At 70.1% G+C, this 22,781-nt stretch carries 19 protein-coding genes; 12 read left to right on the forward strand and 7 right to left on the reverse strand.

Annotated features, from left to right (window positions below; translation table 11 throughout):
• Window positions 1-47: 47 nt before the first annotated feature.
• Window positions 48-296: an acyl carrier protein gene (locus ACN20J_RS16625; RefSeq protein ID WP_055611752.1), complete on the forward strand. Its 249-nt coding sequence runs from the start codon at window positions 48-50 to the stop codon at window positions 294-296.
• 85 nt (window positions 297-381) lie between these two features.
• Window positions 382-1,653, forward strand: a complete 1,272-nt coding sequence (locus ACN20J_RS16630) for a beta-ketoacyl-[acyl-carrier-protein] synthase family protein (RefSeq protein WP_189838052.1) — start codon at window positions 382-384, stop codon at window positions 1,651-1,653.
• Window positions 1,654-1,736: 83 nt separating this feature from the next.
• On the opposite strand, the gene ACN20J_RS16635 is transcribed toward ACN20J_RS16630, so the two are convergent.
• A complete protein-coding gene (locus ACN20J_RS16635) occupies window positions 1,737-2,231 on the reverse strand; it encodes a DUF3145 domain-containing protein (protein WP_055611750.1) in 495 nt (164 codons plus the stop codon).
• A 264-nt stretch (window positions 2,232-2,495) separates the two neighbouring features.
• Between ACN20J_RS16635 and ACN20J_RS16640 the strand changes: the two genes are divergently transcribed.
• Complete coding sequence (locus ACN20J_RS16640; protein WP_189838051.1) at window positions 2,496-3,410, forward strand: SGNH/GDSL hydrolase family protein; 915 nt, start codon at window positions 2,496-2,498, stop codon at window positions 3,408-3,410.
• 13 nt (window positions 3,411-3,423) lie between these two features.
• Here the strand turns inward: ACN20J_RS16640 and ACN20J_RS16645 are convergent, their stop codons facing one another.
• Window positions 3,424-5,841, reverse strand: a complete 2,418-nt coding sequence (locus ACN20J_RS16645; protein WP_190228049.1) for a glycoside hydrolase family 3 protein — start codon at window positions 5,839-5,841, stop codon at window positions 3,424-3,426.
• A 113-nt stretch (window positions 5,842-5,954) separates the two neighbouring features.
• Here ACN20J_RS16645 and ACN20J_RS16650 point away from each other — a divergent pair, with 113 nt between their 5' ends.
• Together ACN20J_RS16650 and ACN20J_RS16655 are read left to right on the forward strand one after the other, a co-directional pair.
• The gene (locus ACN20J_RS16650; protein WP_419666204.1) at window positions 5,955-6,599 is read left to right on the forward strand and encodes a TetR/AcrR family transcriptional regulator; all 645 of its coding nucleotides are present in this window, start codon (window positions 5,955-5,957) and stop codon (window positions 6,597-6,599) included.
• A 183-nt stretch (window positions 6,600-6,782) separates the two neighbouring features.
• Entirely contained in the window at window positions 6,783-8,036 is a 1,254-nt protein-coding gene (locus ACN20J_RS16655) for a pyroglutamyl peptidase (RefSeq protein ID WP_362304434.1), read from the forward strand.
• Here the strand turns inward: ACN20J_RS16655 and ACN20J_RS16660 are convergent.
• Both ACN20J_RS16660 and ACN20J_RS16665 read right to left on the reverse strand, forming a co-directional pair.
• Window positions 8,026-8,826: an EI24 domain-containing protein gene (locus ACN20J_RS16660; protein WP_190228046.1), complete on the reverse strand. Its 801-nt coding sequence runs from the start codon at window positions 8,824-8,826 to the stop codon at window positions 8,026-8,028. The genes ACN20J_RS16655 and ACN20J_RS16660 overlap by 11 nt on opposite strands.
• 514 nt (window positions 8,827-9,340) lie before the next feature.
• Entirely contained in the window at window positions 9,341-10,204 is an 864-nt protein-coding gene (locus ACN20J_RS16665) for a hypothetical protein (protein ID WP_419666205.1), read from the reverse strand.
• 155 nt (window positions 10,205-10,359) lie between these two features.
• Here ACN20J_RS16665 and ACN20J_RS16670 point away from each other — a divergent pair, with 155 nt between their 5' ends.
• Together ACN20J_RS16670 and ACN20J_RS16675 are read left to right on the forward strand one after the other, a co-directional pair.
• On the forward strand, window positions 10,360-12,963 hold the full coding sequence (locus ACN20J_RS16670) for a M14 family zinc carboxypeptidase (protein ID WP_419666206.1): 2,604 nt from the start codon (window positions 10,360-10,362) through the stop codon (window positions 12,961-12,963).
• A 39-nt stretch (window positions 12,964-13,002) separates the two neighbouring features.
• Complete coding sequence (locus ACN20J_RS16675) at window positions 13,003-14,151, forward strand: serine hydrolase domain-containing protein (RefSeq protein WP_361896605.1); 1,149 nt, start codon at window positions 13,003-13,005, stop codon at window positions 14,149-14,151.
• Between the two features lie 265 nt (window positions 14,152-14,416).
• Here the strand turns inward: ACN20J_RS16675 and ACN20J_RS16680 are convergent, their stop codons facing one another.
• Complete coding sequence (locus ACN20J_RS16680; protein ID WP_419666207.1) at window positions 14,417-14,836, reverse strand: organic hydroperoxide resistance protein; 420 nt, start codon at window positions 14,834-14,836, stop codon at window positions 14,417-14,419.
• 139 nt (window positions 14,837-14,975) lie between these two features.
• On the reverse strand, window positions 14,976-15,998 hold the full coding sequence (locus tag ACN20J_RS16685) for an NADP-dependent oxidoreductase (protein ID WP_419666208.1): 1,023 nt from the start codon (window positions 15,996-15,998) through the stop codon (window positions 14,976-14,978).
• 134 nt (window positions 15,999-16,132) lie between these two features.
• Between ACN20J_RS16685 and ACN20J_RS16690 the strand changes: the two genes are divergently transcribed.
• Window positions 16,133-16,597 (forward strand): MarR family winged helix-turn-helix transcriptional regulator, encoded by a 465-nt coding sequence (locus tag ACN20J_RS16690; RefSeq protein WP_190228041.1) that lies wholly within the window; start codon window positions 16,133-16,135, stop codon window positions 16,595-16,597.
• Between the two features lie 393 nt (window positions 16,598-16,990).
• On the opposite strand, the gene ACN20J_RS16695 is transcribed toward ACN20J_RS16690, so the two are convergent.
• A complete protein-coding gene (locus ACN20J_RS16695; RefSeq protein WP_190228040.1) occupies window positions 16,991-17,698 on the reverse strand; it encodes an SCO2400 family protein in 708 nt (235 codons plus the stop codon).
• A 255-nt stretch (window positions 17,699-17,953) separates the two neighbouring features.
• Here ACN20J_RS16695 and ACN20J_RS16700 point away from each other — a divergent pair, with 255 nt between their 5' ends.
• From ACN20J_RS16700 to chvE, 4 genes are all read left to right on the forward strand, one after another.
• On the forward strand, window positions 17,954-19,114 hold the full coding sequence (locus ACN20J_RS16700; protein ID WP_143631699.1) for a mandelate racemase/muconate lactonizing enzyme family protein: 1,161 nt from the start codon (window positions 17,954-17,956) through the stop codon (window positions 19,112-19,114).
• 286 nt (window positions 19,115-19,400) lie between these two features.
• Entirely contained in the window at window positions 19,401-20,411 is a 1,011-nt protein-coding gene (locus tag ACN20J_RS16705; protein ID WP_189838039.1) for a zinc-dependent alcohol dehydrogenase, read from the forward strand.
• A gap of 142 nt (window positions 20,412-20,553) precedes the next feature.
• Window positions 20,554-21,522 (forward strand): hypothetical protein, encoded by a 969-nt coding sequence (locus ACN20J_RS16710; RefSeq protein WP_055617380.1) that lies wholly within the window; start codon window positions 20,554-20,556, stop codon window positions 21,520-21,522.
• A gap of 134 nt (window positions 21,523-21,656) precedes the next feature.
• A complete protein-coding gene (chvE, locus tag ACN20J_RS16715; protein ID WP_189838038.1) occupies window positions 21,657-22,766 on the forward strand; it encodes a multiple monosaccharide ABC transporter substrate-binding protein in 1,110 nt (369 codons plus the stop codon).
• Window positions 22,767-22,781: the final 15 nt, after the last annotated feature.

A 22,781-nucleotide genomic window follows, 5' to 3' on the forward strand; every position in this document is an offset into this window, starting at 1 on the left:
CGGGAGTACCGCCACACCCTCTGGATACACAAGAAGGAGCGCCTGACATGGCCGCCACTCAGGAAGAGATCGTCGCCGGTCTCGCCGACATCGTGAACGAGATCGCCGGCATCCCGGTCGAGGACGTCCAGCTGGAGAAGTCCTTCACCGACGACCTGGACGTCGACTCGCTGTCCATGGTCGAGGTCGTCGTCGCCGCCGAAGAGCGCTTCGACGTCAAGATCCCGGACGACGACGTCAAGAACCTCAAGACGGTCGGCGACGCGACCGAGTACATCCTCAAGCACCAGGGCTGAGCAAACCCCCAGCCCGGACGCTGCTAGCCCCGCCACCCGGCGGTGGCGCCGCTGAATCCTCGTATCCGTTGGAGAAAGAATTCCCGTGAGCCCGACCAATCGCACCGTGGTCGTCACCGGTATCGGCGCAACCACACCGCTGGGTGGCGACGCAGCCTCGACCTGGGAGGGCCTGGTCGCCGGACGTTCCGGTGTCGGCCCTCTGGAGCAGGACTGGGCCGCCGACCAGGCGGTCCGTATCGCGGCGCAGATCGCCGTGGAGCCGGGCGAGGTCATTCCGCGCCCGCAGGCCCGCCGCCTCGACCGCTCGGCGCAGTTCGCGCTGATCGCGGCCAAGGAGGCCTGGGCGGACGCCGGTTACACCGACAAGGCGGGCGAGGACGCAGCGGTCGACCCCGACCGTCTCGGCGCGGTCATCGCCTCCGGCATCGGTGGCGTCACGACCCTGCTCGACCAGTACGACGTGCTCAAGGAGAAGGGCGTACGCCGCGTCTCCCCGCACACCGTCCCCATGCTGATGCCGAACGGCCCCTCGGCCAACGTGGGTCTGCTCGTCGGCGCGCGCGCCGGTGTGCACACCCCGGTCTCCGCCTGCGCGTCGGGCGCCGAGGCCATCGGCTACGCCATCGAGATGATCCGCACCGGCCGCGCCGACGTCGTCGTCGCCGGTGGCACCGAGGCGGCCATCCACCCCCTCCCCATCGCCGCCTTCGGCAACATGATGGCGATGTCCAAGAACAACGACGACCCGCAGGGCGCCTCGCGCCCCTACGACCTCGGCCGGGACGGCTTCGTCCTCGGTGAGGGCGCGGGCGTCATCGTCCTGGAGTCGGCCGAGCACGCCGCCAAGCGCGGTGCCCGCGTGTACGCGGAGGCGGTCGGCCAGGGCATCTCGGCCGACGGCCACGACATCGTGCAGCCGGAGCCCGAGGGGCGGGGCATCGCCCACGCCCTGCAGAACCTGCTGGACAACACCGACCTGAACCCGGCGGAGATCGTGCACGTCAACGCGCACGCGACCTCCACGCCGGCCGGTGACGTGGCCGAGCTGAAGGCGCTGCGCAAGGTCTTCGGGGACGACACGGACCACTTCGCGGTCTCCGGTACGAAGTCCATGACCGGGCATCTGCTGGGCGGTGCGGGTGGTGTCGAGTCCGTCGCCACGGTGCTCGCGCTGTACCACCGGGTCGCGCCGCCGACCATCAACGTCGACAACCTCGACCCCGAGGCCGAGGCCGCCGCCGACATCGTTCGTGGTGAGGCGCGGAAGCTGCCCGTCGAGGGGCGGATCGCCGCGCTGAACGACTCGTTCGGCTTCGGTGGGCACAACGTGGTTCTGGCGTTCCGTACGGTCTGATTTCAGCCGTTTTTGTGCTTACGGTGAGTGGCCCGGGCTCCTCTTTGAGGAGCCCGGGCCACTTGTCGTCGGACGGGTGTTCGTCAGACCACCTGGTGGAGCCAGCGGACGGGAGCGCCCTCGCCTGCGTAGCGGAAGGGCTCCAGTTCGTCGTCCCAGGGCTTGCCGAGGAGCTTGGTGAGTTCGGACTCCAGCTGCGTCTCGCCCTGCTGGGAGCGGACCAGGGCGGCGCGCAGCCGGTCCTCGGGGATCAGGATGTCGCCGTGGATGCCGGTCACGGCGTGGAAGATGCCCAGCTCAGGGGTGCAGCTGTAGCGCTCTCCCTCGGCGGTGGCGCACGGTTCGGCGGTGACCTCGAAGCGCAGCATCTGCCAGCCGCGCAGCGCCGAGGCGAGCTTGGAGGCCGTGCCGACCTCGCCCTTCCAGGAGAACTCGGATCTCCAGGTGCCGGGTGACGCGGGCTGCCGGATCCAGTCGAGGCTGACTCGCGTGCCGAGCACACCTGCGACTGCCCATTCGACGTGCGGGCACAGCGCACGCGGCGCGGAGTGCACGTAGAGAACTCCACGTGTCGTCACTGGGACCTCCGGACAGAGCGGGCATCTTGTACTTTGGCGGAACGTCAGTGGCTGGGCAGCCACGTGGCGAGGCTACCGTGCGGCGGCGCAAGGAGTGTGACGTACCGTCGGTCCCAACGCCCGGAAACACTGAGGTTTCACCCGGCGGGACGCGTGGCGGGCACCCGGCCGGGGGTCCGGGGGTTGTCCCCCGGGAAAACACAGCCACCCAGGGGGACGCTCCTGGGCGGGCCGCCGTTGCGTGACGAACGAGGGGAACTGGGGATGCGGAAGCGTGGTCACGGTTCACGAGGTGTCGCCGCGGCCGCGGTGGCGGCCCTTCTGGGTGTCGCGGGGCTGGCCGGATGCGACGCCAGTGGCGGCAACTCCCCCGGGCCCTCGGGCACCTCCGCACGGGCCGCGAAACCGTCCCCCAAACCCACTCCGGACTGGGACAGCAGCCCCGGTTCGCTGGCCGCGGTCGGCGACTCCATCACCCGCGGTTTCGACGCCTGCTCGGTGCTCACCGACTGCCCCGAGGTCTCCTGGGCGACCGGCACCGACACGAAGGTGAACAGCCTCGCCGTACGCCTCCTCGGCCCGGCCGGTGCCGCCCAGCGCAGCTGGAACTACGCGGAGACCGGCTCCCGCATGGCCGATCTGCCCGGCCAGATGGCCCAGGCCGCGACGAAGAAGCCCGAGCTGGTCACGGTCATGGCCGGCGCGAACGACGCCTGCCGCTCGTCCGTCTCCGCGATGACCTCGGTGGCGGACTTCCGCACCCAGTTCCAGGACGCGCTGACCACACTGCGGGAGGCGCTGCCGAAGACGCAGGTGTACGTGTCCAGCGTGCCCGATCTGAAGCGGTTGTGGTCGGAGGGGCGGACCAACCAGCTGAGCAAGCAGATCTGGAAGCTGGGCATCTGCCCGTCGATGCTCGGTGACGCCGACGCGTTGGACTCGGCGGCGACATTGCGGCGGGACACCGTGCAGGATCGGGTGGAGTCCTACAACTCGGTGTTGCGGGAGGTGTGCGCGAAGGACGAGCGGTGCCGCTTCGACGGCGGGGCGGTGTTCGAGTACCGGTTCGGCACCAAGCAGTTGAGTCACTGGGACTGGTTCCATCCCAGCAAGAACGGACAGGCGCGGCTCGCGGAGATGGCGTACGCGGCGGTGACTTCGCGTACGCCTCCGGCGTGAGCGCGGATGCCGCTTACGGGGCGATGGTTGCCCTCAGCCTGCAGTCGGTGAGCGAGTGCGACGCCTCGATCTCGAACGAACCCTCCAGCGGGGTCCAGGCGTTGGTCTGCTCGTCCCAGGTCTCGAACGCCCGGGTGGGGAGTTCGATCGTGACCTCGGTGCTTTCGCCCGGGGATGCCTCTGCCGTCGCGAAGCCTGCCAGGCGGCGGGCCAGGTAGATCTGGACGGTCTCGCAGCCCTCGCGGGGGCCGGAGTTGGTGACGCGGACCGTGACCGTCCTGCCCGTCACCTTGATCTCGTCGTACGTCCAGTCGGTGTAGCCGAGGCCGTGGCCGAAGGGGTACGTCGGGGTGCGGCCCTCCTTCTCCCAGGCCCGGTAGCCGATGAACACGTCCTCGGTGTACGCGAGTTCGCCGTCGGTGGGGGTGACCCGGGTGACCGGGGCCGAGTCCAGGGAGCCCCAGGTGGTGGGGAGTCGGCCGCCGGGCTCGTGGGTGCCGGTGAGGACGTCGGCGAGGGCGGCGCCGCCCTCCTGGCCCGGGAACCAGCTGAGGAGTACGGCGGACACGTCGTCGCGCCACGGGAGTTCCACCGGGGAGCCGGAGTTGACGACCACGACGGTGTTGGGGTTGGCGGCGGCGACCGCGTGGACCAACTCGTCCTGGCGGCCGGGGAGTCGGAGGTCCTTGCGGTCGAAGCCCTCGGACTCGACGCGTTCCGTCGTGGCGACCACGACGACCGCCGTGTCGGCGGCGCGGGCGGCCTCGACGGCCTCGGCGATCAGCTCGTCGGCGTCGCGCTGCGGCTCCTGGTGGGTGAGCGTGAAGGCGACGACCTTCATGGGGACGTTCTCGGGCACGGAGACGACATGGCGCAGTGAGACCTCGTAGGTGTCACCGGCGGTCAGGTCCACCGTGGCGCGCTCGACCGGAGCGCCGAAGAACGTGACGAAGGGGTCGTCCTTCTCGACCCGTTGTACGTCGTCGAAGTACGTCGTGCCGTCGACCGTGAGCGTGAAGGTGCCGAGTCCCTTGATTCCGAAGGTGTGCCGGCCGCTCTCGCGCGGGGTGAAGGTGCCGGTCAGTTCGACGCTGTGGAGGTTGTCGTGGGTGACGCCTTCGGGCAGGTCGTCGCCCATCCACTGGAGGTGGCCGCTCGGCGAGGAGCCCGTGCCGACGACGGTGCCGGCGGTGTCACGGCAGACCGCGCGCAGCTCGAACCCCTTGTCGGCGGCGGCCAGTTCCTCGTTCGGGTCGGCGCCTACCGCATACGTCAGCGCGCCCTCGGGCAGCGCGGCGGTGAGGCCGTCGAGCGGGGAGACGACGTGGTCGGGGAAGACGACGGCGGAGCCGCCGCCGAGGACACGGGCGTCGCGGGCGGCGGCGCCGATGAGGGCGACCGAGCGCCCCTCGGGGATCGGGAGGGCGCCTTCGTTGCGTACGAGCACGAAGGAACGGCGGGCGATCTCGCGGGCCAGGGCGTCGCCGTCGACGTCCGCCGGGAGTTCGGTGACCGCGGGCTCGGCGCCGTCCAGGATGCCGACGCGGGCGGCCAGGCGCAGCACGTTGCGCACGGCTTCGTCGACCTTCGTCTCCGCCACCTCTCCGGCGCGGACCGCGGCGGCGAGCTTCTCGCCGTACACGGTGGTCGGGCCCGGCATCGCGACGTCCAGGCCGCCCTCGACGGCGTCGACGGTGGAGCGAGCGGCCATCCAGTCGGAGACGTTGAAGCCGTCGAAACCCCACTCGCCGCGCAGGACCTCGTTGACCATGTAGCGGTGCTCGGTCATCGTCGTGCCGTTGACCGAGTTGTAGGCGGTCATGATGCCCCAGGGATGGGCGTTCTCGACGATCGCCTCGAAGGGGGCCAAGTAGAGCTCGCGCAGGGCTCGTTCGGAGACCACGTTGTTCACGGTGAAGCGGTCGGTCTCGGCGTCGTTGGCGACGAAGTGCTTCACGGTGGTACCGACGCCGCCCTCCTGGACGCCGGTCACGTACCCCGTGCCGATCCGTCCGGTGAGATACGGGTCCTCGCTGTACGCCTCGAAGTGACGGCCGCCGAGCGGGGATCGGTGCAGGTTGACCGTGGGGGCGAGCAGGACGTGGACGCCCTTGCGGCGGGCCTCCTGGGCGAGGAGGACGCCTGCGCGGCGGGCCAGGGCGGGGTCCCAGGTGGCGGCGAGGGCGGTCGGGGACGGCAGGGCGATGGACGGGTCGTCGGCGGTCCAGCGCACGCCGCGCACCCCTATCGGACCGTCGGACATGACCAGCGACTTCAGGCCGATCTCCGGGAGGGCGGGCAGGGACCACATGTCCTGTCCGGCGAGCAGCCGCGCCTTCGCGTCCAGATCGAGTTTCGCGAGCGCGGTCTCGACCACGGCCTCACGTGCCTGGTCGGCCGGGGTGGACCGGGTTCCCTGCGTTCCCGCCATGGCGGTGCCTCCTCGTTGAAGTCCGTACCGTCGCTCCATCCTGCATCCGGTACCTGTAGATCGGTAGGTTTCGTTATCTTGCTGTTACTTTCGACGGGCTGGGGATCGATTCCATGTCGTACGGTGACGTCATGACGAGCAAGGCCCCCCGGTCGGCCAGGAGCGTGGAGCGGCGTGCGGAGATCCTCCGGGCGACGCTGGAGGTGATCGCCGAGCGCGGTTACCGGGGCGCGAGTCTGGCCGCCGTCGCCGAGCGGGTCGGGCTCACCCAGCAGGGGCTGCTGCACCACTTCCCCACCAAGGAGGCGCTGCTCGTCGCCGTGATGGCGGAGCGCGACCAGTGGGACGCGGTGCCCGGCACCAGGCTGCGGCTCGATCTGCTGGGCCAGCTGGTCGAGTACAACGCGATGCGGCCCGCCATCGTGCAGACCTTCTCGGCGCTCCTCGGCGAGAGCGTCACGGAGGGGCACCCGGCGCGCGAGTTCTTCACCGAGCGGTACGAGGTGGTGCGCGCGAACATGGCGCAGGTGCTGCGGGCCGAGTACGGGGAGCGGCTGCCGAGCGGGCTCACCCCGGAGCGGGCCGCCCCTCTGCTCGTCGCGGTGATGGACGGGCTGCAGTACCAGTGGCTGCTCGCGCCGGAGTCGGTGGACATGCCTGCGGCGTTCCGTGACTTCCTCACGTTGCTGGGCGAGGGGCCTGGTCCTGGCTCCTCTTCTTCCGGCCCCGGGGCCGACGCCGGCCCGGGCGAGGGCTGACGGCTGCGGCTGCGGCTGCGGCTGCGGCTGCGGCTGCGGCTGCGGCTGCGGCGAGGATCCTCGCGGCCCTCACCTGGCTCTCACACCCCGCTGATCACGCGGCATGGCGCGCGCCCCTTCCGTCACGCATACTGCCGCCATCCGACGACGGCCCCCACTCGCGACGGAAGGACCTGAACTACCTTGACGTACATACGTGTTCAGCTCGGTGCCCTCGGCCTGGCCCTGCTGACCGGCCTCGCGGCCCCGCCCGCCCACGCGGCGGAGGACCCCGCCGCCGCGCCCACCGTGGAGGAGCGGCGACTCGACAAGGCGGCGCCCCAGGAGATCCTGGCCCGCTCCGGATTCGCCACGGTGGCACCGGAGTTCGTACGAGCACTGGGCAAGGCCCGTTCGTACGCGCAGGCCGAGCGTGTGGTCGAACGGCAGGGCGCGCGGCTGTGGCAGCGGGCGGTGGACCGCGCGCAGGGCCGGGGCCCGGCGGGCGGCGACCTGAGCCGGGACGACGACCGGCCTCTGTACTGGGCGCGGCTCGGCATGACCCGTGAAGTACGCCAGTGGGAGCCGCAGTTCGGCCTCACCGAGGCCCAACGGACCCGCCTTCTCGCCTCACTTGAGCGTACGTCCCGCGGGCAGGACACCATCCGCTATCCGCACTCCAAGGGCGTCAAGCGGATCCTGGTGACCGGCTTCGACCCGTTCACGCTGGACCGGGACATCCGGATCTCCAACCCGTCCGGAGCCACGGCCCTCGCCCTCGACGGCACGGTGATCGAGACGGCGGACGGCCCGGCCCGCGTCGAGACCGCCGTCTTCCCGGTCCGCTGGCAGGACTTCGCCGACGGCACGGTGGAGCGGACCCTGCGCCGGCACCTCCCCCGCGTCGACCTGTTCACGACGGTCAGCCAGGGCCGGGTGGGCCGGTTCGACGTCGAACGCACCAACGGGGCCTGGCGCGGCGGCTTCGGGGACAACGAGAACCTCTCCCGCACCGAGACGATCCCGGTCACCGACCCGGCCTCGCAGCCTCAGTGGACGTCGACGACCCTGCCGTACAAGGACATCGTGGCCGCGAGCACGGGCCGCTTCCCCGTGTACGACAACACCTCCGTGACCGAGATCCCGGCCGGCGGCACCACTCCCGTCGTACGCCCCGAAGGGCCGACCCCCGGTTCGACCGCCCGCGCGGGCGGCGGCGGTGACTACCTCTCCAACGAGATCGCGTACCGCGCGACGCTTCTGCGGGACCGGCTGGGCCTCACCGACTCGCTGCCCGGCGGTCATGTCCACACGCCGGTCCTGCAGTTCGGGACGGGCAACACGGATCCGGCGAGCGGGACGGTCACCGACCCCCAGTTCATCCAGAACCGGCTGGACATCATCGCCCAGGTCCGGTCGATCCTGAAGGTGGCGGCGGACGCGGACGTCACCGACTGACGCGGCCGGCCTGCTCTCCGTCGTCCTCGTCCTCTTCCTCGCGGGTCTCCTCGCCCATCAGATCGCGGGCCATCAAAGTGGCGCCCGCGACCGCGCCGGGCATCAGGAACACCGCGACGAAGGGGACGAGGAAGGCGACGGCCAGCGGGGTGCCGAAGCCCCAGATCAGCATCTTGCGGGAACGGAGCAGGGTGAGGCGGTCGCGGAGTACGGCGCCGCGGCGTTGCAGGGCGACCCCCGTCAGTTCCTCGGTGAGGAAGAAGCCGGTGACGAAAAAACCGATCACCGGGACGACGGTCTGCCCGACGAACGGGATGAACCCGAGCGCGAAGAGCAGTACGCCCCAGACCAGGGCCCTCGCCACGATCCTGAGGCTGTCCCGTGCGGAGATCAGCAGCTCGCGCCACAGGGGCAGGCCCGACTCGGGGGCCGTGCCGTCCGGGGAGACGTCCCGGTCCACCTTCTCCGAGAGGTTCTCGTAGAAGGGCTGGCCGAGGAGGAGGGTCACGGCGGTGAACGTGACCACGGAGAGGAGGAGGGCGAGGGCGAAGAGGACGGCCGTCAGGAATCCGCGGAAGAGGCCTAGCCAGGGGCTCGACCAGTCGTCCGCGAAGGGGGTCGCCCAGGCGGTGAAGTCCGTGCCCCAGAGGGCCAGGGCGGTGAGGGCGGCGGCGTACAGGACGAGGGTGATGAGGCCGGGGATCAGTCCGAAGCCGAACTGTTTTCCGTGGCGGGTGACCCACCGCTGTCCCCGCAACAAGTAGCGCAGGCCGACGCCAAGATCATGCATACCTGCACCATACCGGGGGCTCCGCCTGGTGGTTGGGGTGGCTGGGGGCCGCCTTGGCTTGTTGCGCAGTTCCCCGCGCCCCTGAAGGGAGCGGGGGCTGAGGCCTGTTCGCCAGGTGCGGGTTGGCCTGGGGTGCCCGCGCAGTTCCCCGCGCCCATAAAAGGCACCGGTGCCGAGGTCGGTTCGCCAGGTGCGGGCCAACCTGCGGTGCTCGCGCAGTTCCCCGCGCCCCTGAAAAGCACCGGTGCCGAGGTCGGTTCGCCAGGTGCGGGCCAACCTGCGGTGCTCGCGCAGTTCCCCGCGCCCCTAAAAGCACCAGCCTGTTCACCACGTGCGGGCCAGCCTGAGTTGCCCGCGCAGTTCCCCGCGCCCCTAAAAAGCGCCGCCGACCTGGGGTGCTCGTGCCGTCCCCGAGAAGTGGGCGTCAGGGCCTGTCTGTTCAGGGGCGCGGGGAACTGCGCAGTCTTTTAGGGGTGCGGGGAACTGCGCTGCCAGCCCCACCCACCCGCAGACGTCAGGCGGGGTGGACCGCCACCACGACCCCCCGCTCCGCCGCAGGCGACACCGCCGCGGAGACGCGTACCGCGCCGGCCCGAGCCACCTTCCCCACCCTCGACGCGGACACCAGCAGCAGCGGCTGGAGTCGTTCGAGGCCGGACACCACGAACTCTTCCCCGGCGATCAGCAGGGGACGGCCCGCCTTCAGGCCGGCAGCCGCTGCCTCCGTGAGGTCGGCCAGTGGCGGCAGGGCGACCCGCACAACCCCCGCCCCCGCAGCGGCGGCCCGCTCGGCCAAGGCAACCTGCAACGGGACCAGCGGGGCGAGCGCCGCGGTCAACGCGTCGGCGATTCGGCGCAGTTCGGGGGACGAGTCCCGCAGCACGTCCGCCGCGGCACGGATCAGGGGCGCGAGCGCGAGGAGCACACCCGCCACCACACCCGCCGCCGCGGGCAGCAACGGCGAGGTGGCGTCCACGAGTTCGCCCAGCGCCTCCGCCGCCTCCTCCACCGCGGGCTCCACCGCGTCGAGGACCGGCAGCAGGCTGTCCCCGAGCGCCGTGAGCAGCGCCTGCGCGGGCTCGCTGACCGGGTGAACGGCGAGCGGCGCCCCGCTCACCCCCAGCCGCGTCAACGTGTCCACGATCCGGTAGAAGGCCTCCTGGGCCTCCGGCGAGGCACTGGCCTCGGCCAGCTCGGCAGTCGTCTGCCGCACCACCCGCAGCGCTTCCGCCCCGGAACCGTCCCTGGGATCAAAGGTGTTGATCGCGATACGCGTGATGTTCCCCGCGGTGTCGAGCAGTTGCCCGGTGATGTCGGTCGTGTTCCGTGCGATACGCGCCACGTCATCCCTGCTGGGGAGCGACGGAATCGTTGCCATGGACTCTCCTCGCCTCACGCACAGCATGCCCGCTCCACCAACACCCGGACCCACCATCCGCGGCAATCCGCGGCAACCCGTGGCACCGGTGACGGCAACGCCCTCTTGTTGCACGTGAGTCGAACAGGTAGACCTCCGCGTACCGATGTCCAGGCATGTCCACAGCAACTCCAGCGGAGGTACGCGTGCGTCTACCGAGACCCGCCCTGATCGCCACGGCCACCGCCACCGCGGCGGCGGCGCTCCTGCTCACCCCGAACGGCGCCGTGGCCGACCCGACGCCACGGCCCGCTCCCCCGGTCCGTGAGGGATCCGGCCTCTCCGGTCTCTCCGACCGGGCCGCCGCCAAAGCCCCGGAGAGCACCACCGACCGCGCCCTCACCACCCCGGTCACCGAGCTCACGGACGGCACCGGAACCGCCGGAGGCACCCGCGGCTACCCCCGCGAGCAGGTGCTCACCCCGGACCCGGTGAACCCGGCCGACAAGTCCATCAAGCTCGGTCTCACCCCGTACCACGCCATCGCCCCGAAGCTGAACGCACTCCAGCGGCTCGGCGACCGGGTGAGTGTGGAGGTCGCTGGGCGCTCGGCCGGCGGCCACCGGCTCTATCTGGTCACCGTCACCGCGCCGGAGTCCACGCGGCAGGCCCGCGCCCAGGAGCGTATGCGCGAGCTGATCGAGAACGCGCCCTCGGCCGCCGCCAAGGACGCGTCGGTCAAGCGCACGTACAAGACGCCCGTCTTCTTCAACAACAACATCCACGGCAACGAGTGGGAGGGCACGGACGCGGCCCTCAAGCTCATCGAGAAGCTCGCCACGGCCCAGGACCGGTCCACCACCGATCTCCTCGCCCGCAACCGCGTGTACTTCAACATCACCGCGAACCCGGACGGCCGTATCGCCGGCACCCGCGCCAACGCCAACGGCTTCGATCTGAACCGTGACTTCGTGACCGCCTCGCAGCCCGAGGTCCGCGCGATGCGCCAGATCGCGATCGACAAGCAGCCGGCCGTGATGGTCGACCTGCACGGGTACGTCAACGGCACGCTCATCGAGCCCACCACTCCCCCGCACGGCGAGAACTACGAGTACGACCTGTTCCTGAAGAACACCTACGCCAACGCCCTGGGCATGGAGGCCGCCGTCAACGGCCTCGGCTACACACCCGCGAAGGACGGTGTGGAGCCCGCCCAGATCCCGTTCCGGGACCAGGAGGAGGGCTGGGACGACTGGCCTCCGATCTTCACCCCGCAGTACATGCCGTTCCACGGCACGGTCGCGGCGCACACGGTCGAGTTCCCGATGGCGGTGAACAACGACGAGTACGACGACCTGCCCGTCGCCGAGCTGCGCCGCCGTTCGGCGATCAACGTGGACATCGCGGGCGCGGCGATGCGCGCGAGCCTCAACTACACGCAGAGCCACCGCAGTTCGCTCATCGCCGACCAGATCGAGGTCTTCCGGCGGAGCGTGACGGGCGCCGCGCAGGTCCCGGTGTCGCCGGAGACCGTTCCGGGGGTGCCGGGCATCGGCCCGGAGGACGTCTACACGACCGACTTCCCGCGCGCGTACGTGATCCCGGCGGGCACGAAGGCACAGCGCTCGGCCACCGCCGCGGCCCGGCTCGTCGACCACCTGCTCGCCAACGACGTCCAGGTCCGGCGTGCGACAAAGGACTTCAGGCTCGGCGGGAAGACGTACGCGAAGGGGTCGTACGTCGTCGATCTGCGCCAGCCCAAGCGCGGCATGGCCAATGTGATGCTGGCCGACGGGCGGGACATCAGCGACAAGGTGTCGGTGATGTACGACATCTCGGGCTGGAGTCTGGGCCGGCTGTGGGGTGCGACGGTCGACACCGTTCGGACGTCCTCGTCGAAGCTCTCCGTGCCGGGCCGCGCGGTCCACGAGGCCGCGAACGTCGGTTATGTGGCGCCTCGCGGCACGCTTCGGCTGCGGCTCGACGACGCGCGTGAGATCGCGGCCCTCAACTCCCTTCTCGCGGACGGGGTTTCGGTGCGGCGGGCGGCCGACGGCAGTGCGGTCGTGCCCGCCTCGGCCCGCGCGAAGGCGGTGGTCCTGGCGAAGAAGTACGACGTGGCCTTCGACGCGACGAAGGCGACCGGCACCACCCCGCTCCACCGGGTACGGGTCGCCGCGGCCGTCACGCCGGGCGAGCTGTTCGCGCTCCGCGAGATGAACTTCGACGTCGTCCCCGTCTCCACGGCGATCCTCAACGCGGGCTTCGACTGGTCGAAGGCGGACGTCCTGTTCGCCTCCGCCGGTCTGAACCACGCAGGCCTCAACACGGCCGCACGCGCCGCCCTGGACGCCTTCCTGGACCGTAAGGGCCTCGTCGGCCGCGGAGCCACCGGAGCGGCCCTCAACGCCGCCACCGGGCTGCTCTCGGTCGAGCCGGTCGAGGGCAACGGTGACGCCAACGGCGTGGTGCGCGTGGTCAATTCGGGCGGCGGAGTGACCTCCGGCGCCCCGGACCACAGCTTCGTCTACGCGCCGCTGTGGTTCACGGACCTCGGCCCCGGGGTCCGTGTGGAGCAGTCGTACGCGGCCGGGAACCCGCTCGTGTCCGGGCACTGGCGTGCCCTGGAGGACGGCAGCGGCGGTCCGGCGCAGGCGGCGGGCCTGGCCTCAGTGGTCAGCGGGCCGCATGCCGTCCTGTTCGGCACCGAGCCGCTGTTCCGTGATCACCCGAAGGGACAGTTCCCACAGGTCGCGCGTGCTTTGCTGACCGTGTCCTGAGGGACGTTCCCAGGGCACCGTGACACGAGGAGAGTACGGATGACACAGGAGATCCACGGCACCGTCGCCGAAGGCTTCGAGGCGGTGCGCGAGGAGTTCGCGTCCGTCGTCGCCGCCGAACGCCCGGACTACGCGGGCCAGTTGAGCGCGTACGTACGGGGGCGGCGGGTCGTCGATCTCTGGACCGGCGCGGACACGGACGGCGACACGCTGTTCGGTGTCTTCTCCTCCACGAAAGGGGCGGCCCATCTGGTGGTCGCCCTGCTCGTGCAGGACGGCACGCTGGAGCTCGACCGTGAAGTCGCCCACTACTGGCCGGAGTTCGCCGCCGAGGGCAAGGGCGCGGTGACCCTGCGGGAGCTGCTCGCGCACCGGGCCGGCGTGGTCGGGGCGGACGCGGGCTTCACGGTCGAGGAGCTGGCCGACGACCGGGTGGTGGCCGAACGCCTCGCCACCCAGCGGCCGTTCTGGCGGCCGGGGTCGGCGTTCGGCTATCACGCGCTGGTGATCGGCGCGCTCACCGGTGAGGTCGTACGGCGTGCCACTGGTCGTACGCTCCAGGAGCTTTACGAGGAGCGGGTGCGGGCGCCGTACGGGCTCGGGTTCTATCTGGGGCTGCCCGAGTCTGAGGAGCACCGGTATCTCTCGGTCCTGCCGATGGCGCCGACTCCGCCTGAGCAGGCGCTGTTGGACGCGACGCCCAAGGGGCCGCACACGTTGTCGTCCATCGCGTTCAACGAGCATGTGCCGGGGGCCGCGTCGCTGATGGACTTTCCCAACTCCCGTACCGTGCGGGCACTTGGCTCCGCCTCGGCGGGCGGGGTCGCCTCCGCGCGGGGGATCGCCGGGATGTATGCGGCGGCGATCAGTCAGGTCGACGGGCGGGGGGCGTTGCTGAAGCCGGATGCGGTTGCGGAGGTTGGGCAGATCCACTCGGTCGGGTACGACCTGATTGCCCGTGCTCATAAGTCCTACGGGCTTGGGTTTCAGGCCACGGGTGACATGTGGCATCCGTTCTTGGGGGCCGGGGCGTTCGGGCACAGTGGGGCGGGGGGATCGCAGGGGTTTGCTGATCCTCGGAGTGGGCTGGCGTATGGGTATACGCGGCGGCGTTGTGCGTTTCCCGGTGGGGCCGCGCCGGAGAATCAGCGGTTGGTTCGGGTGGTTCATGAGGGGGCGCTCTCTTGAGCGGCCCCTCATGAACCGGGGGTGTTTGAGGGTGCGGGTTGGTGGGGCTGGGTGCGCAGTTCCCCGCGCCCCTGAAAGACCAGGTCGTGTGTCCGGTGGCCGTTGGTCTGTGTTGTTCGCGCAGTTCCCCGCGCCCCTTAAAGACCGGGCCTGTTTGTCGCGTGACCGTTGGCCTCAGTTGCTCGCGCAGTTCCCCGCGCCCCTTGAAGAGAAAAGACACCGGTGCCCAGGCTGCCTGAAAGGGGCTGCCCCGAAGGGCCCGTGGTCAGGTCAGGGTGACTGTGATGTTGCCCTTGGTGGCCTTGGAGTAGGGGCATACCTGGTGGGCCTTCGCCAGGAGGGCTTGGGCTGTGGTGGGGTCTATGTTCGGGATGTTGGCGGAGATCTCGACTATGAGGCCGAAGCCGTCGGCGTTCTTGCCGATGCCCACCTTCGCGGTGACGGTCGAGCCGGTGATGTCGGCCTTCTCCTGGCGGGCGACGACGGCGAGGGCGCCCTGGAAGCAGGCGCTGTAGCCGGCGGCGAAGAGCTGTTCCGGGTTGGTGCCGGTGCCGCTGCCGCCCATTTCCTTGGGCGGGTTGACGATGACGTCGAGCGTGCCGTCGTCGGTCGCGACGCGGCCGTCGCGGCCGTTCTCGGCGGTGGCGACGGCGGTGTAGAGGACGTCGGTCTGCTGGATGGACATGCGGTGGCTTCCTCCTTGGTCCGCCACGATTCGCGCCCACGACTCGCGACAGTTTCGGAAAGAAGTTACCGCATGTCGGAAGTCCAGCAGAAGACCGATGTAACTGTCACCGGCGTCGCCGCTGTCACCGGCGTCCGCCTCAGAGCTTGACGATCATCTTTCCGGTGTTCTCGCCGCGCAGGACGCCGAGGAACGCCTCCAGGTTGTTCTCGATGCCCTCGACGACCGTCTCGCGGTACTTGAGCTCACCGGAGGCGACCCAGGGGCCGACCTCCTGGACGAACTGCGGCTGCAGGTCGTAGTGGTCGCCGACGAGGAGGCCCTCGATACGGCCGCGGGTCGCGATGAGGCGGGCGAGGTTCTTCGGGCCGGGGGCGGGCTCCGTGTTGTTGTAGACGGAGATCATCCCGCAGATCGCGATCCGGCCGTGGAGGTTGAGGGAGCCGATCGCGGCCTCCAGGTGGTCGCCGCCGACGTTGTCGAAGTAGACGTCGATGCCGTCCGGGGCGGCCTCCCTGAGCTGCTCGCTCACGGAGCCGTTCTTGTAATTGAAGGCGGCGTCGAAGCCGTACTCCTCCACCAGGAGCTTGACCTTCTCGTCGGAGCCGGCCGAGCCGATGACGCGCGAGGCACCCTTGAGCTTGGCGATCTGGCCGACCTGGCTGCCCACGGCTCCCGCCGCGCCGGACACGAAGACGGTGTCACCCTCCTTGAAGGAGGCGGTGCGCAGCAGACCCGCGTACGCGGTGAGGCCGGTCATGCCGAGGACGCCGAGGTACGTGCTCAGGGGCGCGGCCTCGGGGTCGACCTTGACGGCGCTCTTGGCGTCGAACGTGGCGTGGTCGCGCCAGCCGAAGAAGTGCAGGACGCGGTCGCCGACCGCGAAACCCTCGGCGTTCGAGGCGATGACCTCGCCGACCGCGCCGCCCTGCATGACCTTGCCGAGCTCGAAGGGGGCGGTGTACGACTTCGCGGCGCTCATACGGCCGCGCATGTACGGGTCCACGGACAGGTACTCGTTGCGCACCAGGACCTGGCCCGGGCCGGGCCGCTTCACCTCGGTCTCGACCAGGGCGAAGTCCTCGGGCTTCGGCCAGCCGACGGGGCGGCTGACGAGGTGCCATTCGCGGCTGACGGCGGGGAGTGCGGAGGTGTCGGTCATGGGGGGCGCCTTTCCGTGGGGACAGCGGCTCTGAGCGGCTCTCGGGGCTCTGGTGTCGCAAATACTTCAGTACCTGAAACAATGATGCGCCTGAATATTTCATGATGTCAAGTAACGGGGGTAACCTGGAGCGCATGTCCACGCAGAAGACTCCCCGAATCGACCCTCTGACGCTCGAGGTCGTCGACCTGATCGGCACGGTGGTGGCGCGTTACCACGAGGAGTACGAGGAGGCGGCGGCGGAGCATGCGCTGACCGGGGCGCAGGCTCGGCTGCTGAGTCTGCTCTCGCTGGAGCCGTTGCCGATGCGGCGGCTGGCCCAGAAGCTGAAGTGCGAGCCGTCCAATGTGACCGGGATCGTGGATCGGCTGGAGGTGCGGGGGCTGGTCGAGCGGCGGCCCGATCCTGCGGACCGGCGGGTGAAGCTGGCCGCCGTGACCGTGGAGGGGTTGGGGGTTGCTCGGAGTCTGCGGGATTCCCTGCGGTTCGCCCGGGAGCCGTTGGCGGGGCTTTCTCGGGAGGAGCGGGTGGCTTTGCGGGGGTTGCTTCTGCGGATGCTGGATGGCTCCGCCGGGGTGGGGGGATCAGGGGGGTCTTAGGCCGGGGTCGGTGGGGGGCCTGTTGCGCAGTTCCCCGCGCCCCTGAGGAACCGGTGGGCTGGCCTGTTTGTCGCGTGGCCGTTGGTCTCTGTTGCTCGCGCAGTTCCCCGCGCCCCTTGAAGACCGGGCCCGGTTGTCGCGTGGCCGTTGGTCTGTGTTGCCCGCGCCGTTCCCCGCGCCCCCAAAAAAGGCCAGGTCGTTTGTCGCGTGGACGTCGGTCTCAGTTGGCCGCGCCGTTCCCCGCGCCCCTGAAGGGCGCGGGCCAGGCCTGAAGTGGCCCTTTAGGGGCGCGGGGAACTGCGCAGGTGACCAACGGCGGGGCGCAGTCGGGCGGCTAACGGTGATCCGCGGCCGGCGACCCGCGGCCCCCAGGGGGCGCCAGGCTGGCGGAGGTTACGAGCACCACCACAGGAAACGGGTGCACGTTTCTGTGGGGGTGGGGTCCGGGGTGGGGTCGTCGGCCGTGGGGGCCGGGGCCTGGGTGGCGGGGGCGGAGGGGGGTGTGTCGCCCGGGGTGGTGTCGTTCGGGGCGGGGGTGGAGGTTCTGGGGTCGGTCGAGCGGGACGGGCTGGCCGATTCCTTCTTGTCCTCGTCGTCCTTGTCCTTCTTGGGCTTCTTCGACTCCGACGTCGAAGGGGACGCCGATGGGTCCGGGGACTCCCCGCCCGCCCCGCCGGAGGAGCCGTCGCCGTCGGACGACGACGAACCGTCCGCGGAGGCCGAGGAACCGGACGACGCGTCGTCCGCCGCTGCCGCCTTCGGCTCGGAGGAGGGGGCCTCTATACCCAGCTCGGCCAGACTGAGCCCGCCCGCCGCGAGCAACAGCCCCGCACCCACGAGCAGCACCCGCTTGCGCCGCCGCCGGTGCAGCGCGGCCCGCCGGTCGCGCCGGCTCGCACGGACCCCGCGACCGCCCCGGCGCCGGGACCGGCGTCCACCCGTCGGCTCGTCGCCCTCCGGGTCGTCGTCGAACTCGTCGACGGCGTCCTCGCGGTCCTCAAGGGAAGCCGCGTACTCCCGGCACGCTTCGGCCGATGTACCGCACCCCGGGCAAGCGAGGGCGCCATTGAGGTGCCTTTGGCACGGGTGGCAGTAGTCCATGACGCCGGAAGACTAAACTCCGCGCAGGTCACGTTCACAGTCACAGCTGTGAAAGTTCTGTGCTGAACTGCCCGTTCCGGTTGGGCGAGTTGAGGACAGGCCGGACCATTCGCCGCCTTCCAGTGCCATCGCGTCGAAACCGTTGTGCGTTCGACCCATTGACACTGCCGCCGCCGAATCCTTACTGTCTGGCCAGCATTTCGAACGTGTGACGAAATTTCGAACAGAGCCGTAGAGCCACAAGGGGCAATTTCCGTGCGCATCACCGGAATCAGCACACACGTGGTCGGGACGCCGTGGCGCAACCTGACCTATGTCCAGGTGCACACCGACGAGGGCATCACCGGAGTCGGTGAGACCCGCATGCTCGGGCACACCGACGCGCTGCTCGGCTATCTGCGGGAGGCGGAGGCCAACCACATTCTCGGTTCCGACCCCTTCGCTGTCGAGGACCTCGTGCGTCGCATGAAGTACGGCGACTACGGGCGGGCCGGCGAGATCGTGATGTCCGGCATCGCCGTGATCGAGATGGCGTGCTGGGACATCAAGGGCAAGGCCCTGGGCGTACCGGTGTGGCAGTTGCTGGGCGGCAAGGTCACCGACCGGGTGAAGGCGTACGCGAACGGCTGGTACACCACGGAGCGCACTCCGGAGGCGTACCACAAGGCGGCCCAGGAGGTCGTCGCGCGCGGGTACAAGGCGCTGAAGATCGACCCGTTCGGGACGGGTCACTTCGAGCTCGACCATGAGCAGTCGCTGTACGCGGTCTCGCTGATCGAGGCCGTGCGGGACGCGATCGGCCCCGAGGCCGAGCTGATGCTGGAGATGCACGGCCGCTTCTCGCCGGCCACCGCGATCCGCCTCGCGCGCGAGCTCGCGCCCTTCAAGCCGGCCTGGCTGGAGGAGCCGGTCCCGCCGGAGAACCTGAAGGCGCTGGAGAAGGTGGCGGCGAAGGTGGACATCCCGGTCGCGACCGGCGAGCGCATCCACGACCGCATCGAGTTCCGCGAGCTCTTCGAGAGCCAGGCCGTGGACATCATCCAGCCGGATGTCGGCCATATCGGCGGCATCTGGGAGACCCGGAAGCTGGCGGCGACCGCCGAGGCCCACTACGTCCTCGTGGCGCCGCACAACGTGGGCGGCCCGGTCCTCACCGCCGCCTCGCTCCAAGTGGGCTTCACCTCCCCGAACTTCAAGATCCTGGAGCACTTCAACGACTTCGCGGACGCGGAGATCAAGAAGGTCGTGAAGGGTGCCCCGCAGGTCGTCGACGGCTACTTCGAGCTGTCGCACGAGCCGGGTCTCGGCGTCGAGCTGGACACGGACGCGGCGGCCGAGTTCCCCCAGCAGCAGGCCCGCTTCGACCTGTGGGCGGACGGCTGGGAGCAGCGCAAGCCGAAGGGCGGCGGCAAGTGACGGCGCCCGGCACCGGGCTGGACCACGGGCCGCGGACGGCCGAGCGGACCCGCCAGGGTCCAGGGGGCCACCGCGCGCCCGGGCGAGCGCACGGCGGTGCCCAGTGCGGCTCCACCGCGGCGGCGTCGGCGGCGAGGGACGACCGTTCGCGGCTTCACCGTCACGTCTCCCGCGGGGCGCTCAGGCACCGCCGTAACGCGCCGCTGTGGTCGAGCAGCGTCGCGGCGGACCCAAGAGGCCGTGGCCACCGCCCTGTTGGCACCCCGACCACCGACACGGAGCAGTCATGAGCGCCGCGCAGGCCGTCGTCATCGAGGGCCCCGGCGAGCACCGGCTGGCCGCCCACGAGCCCGTCGCCCCGTCCGCCGGGGAGGCGCTCGTACGGGTCCACGCGAGCGGTATCTGCGGCAGTGACCGCGAGGTGTACCAGGGCAACCGGCCCGAGGGGTACGTCCGTTACCCGCTGACGCCGGGGCACGAGTGGTCCGGCACGGTCGAGGCGGTCGGTCCGGGGGTCCCGGAGGGCCTGGTGGGCCGCAAGGTGGTGGGTGAGGGCTTCCGCAACTGCCAGGTGTGCGACCGCTGCCACGAGGGCGAGACAACGTTGTGCACGGCCGGCTACGAGGAGACGGGCTTCACCCAGCCCGGCGCCATGGCCGCCACGCTCACACTGCCCGCCCGGCTGCTGCACGTCCTGCCGGAGGACGCCGATCTGACGGCGGCGGCACTCCTTGAGCCCGCGGCCTGCATCGCGGCGGCGGCGCTCAAGGCGAACGCGCGGCCCGGCGAGCGGGTGGCCGTCGTCGGTACCGGGACGCTCGGCATGTTCGCCGTGCAGTTCCTGAAGGCGGGTTCGCCCTCGGAGCTGCTCGTGGTCGGCACTCGCCCGGACCGCGAGGAGCTCTCGAAGACGTTCGGCGCGACCGACTTCCGTACCCGGGACCAGGAGTTGCCCGACGACTTCGACGTGGTGATCGAGACGGCAGGGTCTGCGACCGCCGCGACCACCGCCGCCTCTCTGCTGCGGCGCGGCGGACGGCTCGTCCTCACCGGTATCCCGGCTCCGGGTGCCGAGGGACTGGACCCCACCGATCTCGTCGTACGGCAGCTGGAGGTGCACACCGTGTTCGGGGCGCCGCCGGAGGCCTGGGCGCACACGGTGCGGGTCTTCGGTGCCGGTCTCCTCGATCCCCTTCCGCTGGTCACGCACGAGCTGCCGTTGGACGAGTTCGCCCACGCCATCGAGCTGGTGGGGTCCGGCGACCCGAAGGTCGGCAAGGTGCTGCTGCGGCCCTAGGGCCCGCGGTACCGGCCGCCCCCGATCCGTACGCCGGTACGGAGACCTGACGCTCCGTACCGGCGTACATCCACCGCCACGAACCACGTCCGGCACATCGAACACAAAACCCGCCAAAGCCAGCTCCAGCTAAGGACAGCTCGTGACCGACCCTTCTCCCAAGGCGGCCCGTCGACCCGGTGAGCAGGCGCTCGCCGCGCTCGGCCTGGGCGCACCCGCCCTCTCCCCCGCCGACGCCTCACCGCACGCCTTCCCGGAGGGCGGCCGCTGGCGCACCGAGATCCCCTCGTGCGAGGGGCCGGAGGCGCTCGCCGTGGTCCTCAAGGAGTCCTCGCGGCTCGATGTGCCGATCCACCGGATCAGCCAGGGCAGCGGCATCTGGATGCTGACCGACGCCGAGATCACCGAGATGGTCGAGGCGACCGAGGAGCGCGACATCGAGCTCTGCCTCTTCACGGGCCCGCGCGGCACGTGGGACATCGGCGGCTCGACCCGTACCGACTCGCGGGGCGGCGGGCTGCGCGCCCGTGGTCACGATGCGGTCGCAGGTTGTCTCGAAGACGCCATCCGTGCAACAGAGTTGGGCGTAAAGTGCCTCCTCGTGGCTGACGAAGGCGTGCTCTGGACCCTGCACCGGGCCCGGGTCGCCGGGATCATCCCGGCGGACACCACGCTGAAGGTCTCGGCGCTGATAGGCCCGGTCAACCCGGCCGCGTACGCCGTGTACGAGCAACTCGGCGGCGACTCCATCAACGTGCCGAGCGATCTCACGCTCGACCACCTGACGGAGATCCGCAGGGTCAGCGCAGCCCCCATGGACATGTACATCGAGGCCCCCGACGATCTCGGCGGGTACGTGCGCATGTACGAGGTCGCCGAGCTGATCCGCCGCGGCGCCCCGCTGTACCTGAAGTTCGGCCTGTCCAAGGCTCCCGGGATCTACCCGTACGGCCACCACATGCGGGACGTGACGCTGTCCACGGCCCGGGAGAGGGTACGGCGTGGCCGGCTTGCGCTGGACCTGCTCGCGCGGCACGGGGCGGACGGCGACATGGCGCCGCTCGGCTCCAGGCTCCCGGGCACACTCCAACGTTTTGACATTCCCTCATAACGTTCCGAACACACCCCCTTCACAAAAGACGACGCGGCCGAACACAATCCCACACACTTGCTCTCGGTCCGTTCCTCACTCCGGCTCCTCGAAGCTCCAGACCGAGCCCCGTCAGAACATCAAGGAAGATGATCATGCGCAATCGCAAAGCAGCGCTTTCCGCCATAGCCGCGGCCGCCTCCCTGGCCCTCACCCTCTCCGCCTGCGGGCAGGACAGCGACGGCGGCAGTGAGGACACGAAGGGAGACGCCAAGGGCTCCACCGTCGGCATCGCGATGCCGACGAAGTCCTCCGAGCGGTGGATCGCCGACGGCGCCAACGTGGAGAAGAACCTCAAGGCGGCCGGCTACAAGACCAAGCTGGCCTACGGCGAGGACGACCCCGACACCCAGGTCTCGCAGATCGAGAACATGATCACGCAGGGCGTCTCCGCCCTGATCATCGCGGCGATCGACAACAAGTCGCTCGACAACGTTCTCCAGCAGGCCAAGGACGCCAAGATCCCGGTCATCTCCTACGACCGCCTGATCCTCAACTCGCCGAACGTCGACTACTACGCGTCGTTCGACAACGAGAAGGTCGGCGAGCTGCAGGGCACCCAGATCGTCGAGAAGCTCGGTCTGAAGGACGGCTCCAAGAAGGGCCCGTTCAACGTCGAGCTCTTCGCGGGTTCGAACGACGACAACAACACCCAGTACTTCTTCAACGGCGCGATGAAGGTCCTGCAGCCCTACATCGACAAGAAGCAGCTGGTGGTCAAGTCGGGCCAGACGAAGCTGACCCAGGTCACCACGCTGCGCTGGGACGGTGGCACCGCCCAGAAGCGCATGGAGGAGCTCCTGACCGCGGCCTACCGGAAGGGCAAGGTCGACGCGGTGCTCTCGCCGTACGACGGCATCTCCATCGGCATCCTGTCGGCGCTGAAGTCGGACGACTACGGCAAGAGCAAGCCGATGCCGGTCGTCACCGGCCAGGACGCCGAGGTCGCGTCGCTGAAGTCGATCAAGGCGGGCGAGCAGACGGCGACCGTCTTCAAGGACACCCGTGAGCTCGCGAAGGTCGCCGCGAACATGGTCGACTCGGTGCTCAACGACAAGAAGCCCGAGATCAACGACACCAAGTCGTACGACAACGGCTCGAAGGTCGTGCCCGCGTACCTGCTGACCCCGGTGAGCGTCGACAAGACCAACTACCAGAAGGTCGTCATCGACTCCGGTTACGTCAAGGCCGACGCGGTCAACTAACCGCCACCCCCTAGG

This window comes from Streptomyces sp. 2-1 (assembly GCF_048564895.1).
Taxonomy (GTDB): domain Bacteria; phylum Actinomycetota; class Actinomycetes; order Streptomycetales; family Streptomycetaceae; genus Streptomyces; species Streptomyces phaeochromogenes.

Bases quoted from the DNA above. Each gene is read 5' to 3' on its own strand.
- ACN20J_RS16625 (WP_055611752.1), top strand. From the start codon at position 48: ATGGCCGCCACTCAGGAAGAGATCGTCGCCGGTCTCGCCGACATCGTG.
- ACN20J_RS16640 (WP_189838051.1), top strand. From the start codon at position 2,496: ATGCGGAAGCGTGGTCACGGTTCACGAGGTGTCGCCGCGGCCGCGGTG.
- ACN20J_RS16645 (WP_190228049.1), bottom strand. From the start codon at position 5,841: ATGGCGGGAACGCAGGGAACCCGGTCCACCCCGGCCGACCAGGCACGT.
- ACN20J_RS16650 (WP_419666204.1), top strand. From the start codon at position 5,955: ATGTCGTACGGTGACGTCATGACGAGCAAGGCCCCCCGGTCGGCCAGG.
- ACN20J_RS16660 (WP_190228046.1), bottom strand. From the start codon at position 8,826: ATGCATGATCTTGGCGTCGGCCTGCGCTACTTGTTGCGGGGACAGCGG.
- ACN20J_RS16665 (WP_419666205.1), bottom strand. From the start codon at position 10,204: ATGGCAACGATTCCGTCGCTCCCCAGCAGGGATGACGTGGCGCGTATC.
- ACN20J_RS16670 (WP_419666206.1), top strand. From the start codon at position 10,360: ATGTCCACAGCAACTCCAGCGGAGGTACGCGTGCGTCTACCGAGACCC.
- ACN20J_RS16675 (WP_361896605.1), top strand. From the start codon at position 13,003: ATGACACAGGAGATCCACGGCACCGTCGCCGAAGGCTTCGAGGCGGTG.
- ACN20J_RS16680 (WP_419666207.1), bottom strand. From the start codon at position 14,836: ATGTCCATCCAGCAGACCGACGTCCTCTACACCGCCGTCGCCACCGCC.
- ACN20J_RS16685 (WP_419666208.1), bottom strand. From the start codon at position 15,998: ATGACCGACACCTCCGCACTCCCCGCCGTCAGCCGCGAATGGCACCTC.
- ACN20J_RS16690 (WP_190228041.1), top strand. From the start codon at position 16,133: ATGTCCACGCAGAAGACTCCCCGAATCGACCCTCTGACGCTCGAGGTC.
- ACN20J_RS16695 (WP_190228040.1), bottom strand. From the start codon at position 17,698: ATGGACTACTGCCACCCGTGCCAAAGGCACCTCAATGGCGCCCTCGCT.
- ACN20J_RS16705 (WP_189838039.1), top strand. From the start codon at position 19,401: ATGAGCGCCGCGCAGGCCGTCGTCATCGAGGGCCCCGGCGAGCACCGG.
- chvE (WP_189838038.1), top strand. From the start codon at position 21,657: ATGCGCAATCGCAAAGCAGCGCTTTCCGCCATAGCCGCGGCCGCCTCC.